Annotated in this window: 3 protein-coding genes; all 3 read right to left on the bottom strand. The window is 72.4% G+C overall.

The window, feature by feature from the left end; genetic code table 11:
* Positions 1–149: 149 nt before the first annotated feature.
* Positions 150–920, bottom strand: coding sequence for a fimbrial biogenesis chaperone (locus tag A7A76_RS04400; protein ID WP_206410056.1), 771 nt, complete (start codon positions 918–920; stop codon positions 150–152).
* Between the two features lie 298 nt (positions 921–1218).
* Positions 1219–2472: an MFS transporter gene (locus A7A76_RS04395; protein ID WP_206410055.1), complete on the bottom strand. Its 1254-nt coding sequence runs from the start codon at positions 2470–2472 to the stop codon at positions 1219–1221.
* Between the two features lie 45 nt (positions 2473–2517).
* Entirely contained in the window at positions 2518–3348 is an 831-nt protein-coding gene (locus A7A76_RS04390) for a siderophore-interacting protein (protein WP_206410054.1), read from the bottom strand.
* Between the last annotated feature and the right edge of the window lie 79 nt (positions 3349–3427).

Genomic DNA, 3427 nt, shown 5'->3' with positions numbered 1-3427 from the left:
GCGGCGACTGCGGCCCCGCCGCCTGCACGGCGCCGGCGAACGCGATGCTCAGGCACAGTCCGCCGCGCAACGCGCGCGCGGCCGGCGGTGCGTCCGACCCGGCGAACCGCAGGGAGCGCGGCGAACGCTGGCTGCGCGCCATCGCGCGCCTACTCCGCGGTCTGCCCTTGCAGCTCGGTGCGCCCGCCATAGTCGTTGATGATCGAATAGGCGACCGCCGCGCCGGCGGCCGGCGCCGCCGCCAGGTCGGCCAGGTCCAGGCGCAGGCTCGCGCCGGGCGCGAGCATGCCGGCGTTGTCGAAGCGATATTCGCGGCCGCCCGCGCTGAGCGCGACGCGGCCGAAGGACACGTGGAAGGCGCCGGGGTTGGCGCACTCCAGCGCCCAGCCGCCGGCATCGCTGCGCACCACGCGCCAGCGCAGCCCGCGCGCGGCCGCCTCGGGATCGCCGGGCAGCCCCGGCGGACGCAGGAACAACTTGATGCGGGTGCGGAACGCGACCTGCAGATGGTTCTGCTCGGCCTCGGCCGGATCCACGTTGGGCGGAATCTCCAGCACGTTGAGCCAGTACACCGACTCGCGTCCGTCCGGCGCCTGCGCGCCCGCCGCGCTCGGGCCGTACACCAAGCGCAGCGCCTGGCCCTTGCCCGGCTCGATCCGCACCACCGGCGGCGAGACCAGGAACGGCGCCTTGCTGGTGTCGGGCGACTGCTTCGGATCGCCGTCGTCGACCCACACCTGCACCAGCGCCGGCCGCGCGCCGACGTTGTTGAGCTTGACCGCGACCTCGCGCTGCTGCGCCGGATAGACCACGCGGGTGCCGGCGATGGTGACCTCGGCCTGCGCCGGCGCGAACAGGCCGCAACCCACTACCGCCAACGCCAGCGCGGCCCAGCGTTTTTTCCGGCACAGCTTGGTCATACCTGGTTGCACTCCTGGCTCGTGGACGGCGCGCGTGCGCGGCGGTTCGATTGCGGCCGCAACCGCCTTGATCGACGCGGCGCGATGCGGGCGAACGACGCAACCGTGCGCGCATCGGCGGCAGAGCGCGCGGCCGGACCGGCCGACGCCCTCTCCTGACTAGAACGCGCGCCCAGTCCGCAACCCCTACCCCGCTCGCCCGGGCTCGCTTGCCGAGCGATTGTGCACGCATCGGCCGGCGAGTCCATCCGCGCGACCGCGCTTCGCGACCGTCGCCCGCGTTCAGGCCGCCCGACGTTCAGGCCGTTTCGTCGCGCCGCTCGCCGGCCGGCGCGGCCGGCGGCGCCGCATCCGCGGCGCTCACCCGCCCCACCCACAGCGCCGAACACAGCGCCAGGCCCGCGGCGATCCAGCCGACCGCGCCATAGCCGGCGATATGCCCGCTCGCATCGGTGCTCAGCATCAAGCCGCCCAGCCACGCGCCCAGGCCGGTGCCCAGCGACATCACCGCGCTGTTCGCGCTGAGGTAGGCGCCGCGCTGCTCCGGCTTCGGCACCGTGGTCTGCAAGGCCTGCAGCGGCACCATGCGCCCGTTCATCGAGACCATGAACACCGGGAAGAACAACAGCATCGCGATGAAGCCGACCGCCGGCAGGTGGGTGACGAACAACACCGGCAGCAACGACACCGCCACCGCGATGCGATACACCCGCTGCTTGCCGTGGCGGTCGGCCAGCCGCCCGATCAGGCGCGAGGTGAAGAACGCGGCCACGCCGCCGGCCATGTACATCCACGACAACTGCGACGGCTCGATGCCGTGGTTGGCCACCAGCATCGGCGAGATGAAGGGAATCACCAGCATCTGCGAGGTGGTCAGCATCAAGGTCAGGGCGAAGGCGTTGAGATGCCGCGGGTTGGCGAACAGCCGCAGCAGGTTCGGCAGCGCCTGGGCCAGGCGCTGCGGCTGTTGCGACAGGTGCCGGTCCAGCGGCGGCACCACCCGCGCGCCGCCGATCCAGATCAGCAACGACAGCGCCACCAGCAACCAGAACGGCGCCGACCAATGGAAGTGCGCGCCGAGCAGCACGCCGACCGGCACCCCGATCACCGAGGCGACCGAGAACGAGGTCATCACCGTGCCGGTGGCGGCGCCGCGGCGTTGCGCCGGGATCACGTCGGCGATGATCGCCATGATGATCGAGCCGAGCACGCCGCCGCTGATACCGGCGAACGCGCGCGAGGCCAACAGCAGCGCATAGCTGTCGGCCAATGCGCAGGCCAGGTTGGACAGCGCGAACAGCGCGTACATCGCCAGCAGCAGCTTGCGCCGGTCGAAGCGGTCGATGTAGGTGGCCGCGAGCAGGCCGGACAGCCCGCCGCACAGCGAATAGGCCGAAACGGCCGCGGCGAACTGCGCCGGCGAGATGTGCAGGGCGCGCATGATCTGCGGGCCCAGCGGCATCATCACCATGAAGTCCATGATCAAGGTGAACTGGGTCAGCATGAGCAGCCACAGCAGGCGCCGCTCGCGCGGGGGCGGGATCGAGTACATGGGAGTCCTTGCGGCCGCTGCGGCCGCGGCGAGGTTGCGGACGCTTCAGTCGTCCAGGGTTTCGTGCACGCCTTGCGCGCCGCGCTTCCAGTAGCCGGCCGCGTGCAGGCGCGCCTTGTCGATGCCGCGCTCGTTCAGCAGGTGCTGGCGCACCGCGCGGATCGCGGCGGATTCGCCGGCGGCCCAGACATAGCCCGGGCCGTCGCGGTCCTCCCGCGGCAAACGCAGTTCGCGCAGCGCGCGCAGCAGCGGCGATTCGGCGTCCGCGTCGTCGCCGATGCGATAGCGCCAGTGCGTTTCCAGCGCGGCCGCGCACTCGAACTCGAGCTGCGCGCTGGCGTCTTGCACCTCAAGCAACGCGATGGCGCGCACGCCCGCCGGCAATTCCTGCAAGCGGCGCGCGATCGCCGGCAAGGCGGTGTCGTCGCCGATCAACAGATGCCAGGCGAAACCGGCCGGCACCACGCGCGAACCGCGCGGGCCGCCGATGCCGAGGTATTGGCCGACCTGCGCCTGGCGCGCCCAGTCGCTGGCCGGGCCGGCCTGGTGCAGGGCGAATTCGAGCACGAGTTCGCGCGCGTCGCGGTCGAACCGGCGCGGGGTGAAATCGCGCACCGCCGGGCGCGCGGCGCCGGCGGCGAACGTCAGGCCGTCCGGGCCCAGCGTCGGCATGACCGGACGGTCTTCGCCGGGCGCGGGGAAAAACACTTTGACGTGGTCGTCGAACGAGGCCGATACGAAATCGGCCAGCGATTCGTCGGCGAGGGTGATGCGGCGCAGATGCGGCGTCGCCGATTCCACGGCGGTCACGCGCAACTCGCGCAGCTTCAGCGGATGGCGCACGCGCGCGACCGCCAGGTCGGTGGGGGATGGCATGGGGGAAGTCCTGTGGTTCGCGCGAGGGCGCTCGCGCGGGGCGTGGGTGCGCTGCGGCGGGCGCGGCCGCGCGCCTGGG

Source organism: Lysobacter enzymogenes, assembly GCF_017168095.1.
GTDB lineage: Bacteria > Pseudomonadota > Gammaproteobacteria > Xanthomonadales > Xanthomonadaceae > Lysobacter > Lysobacter enzymogenes_D.
This window is presented reverse-complemented; position numbering and strand designations above follow the sequence as displayed.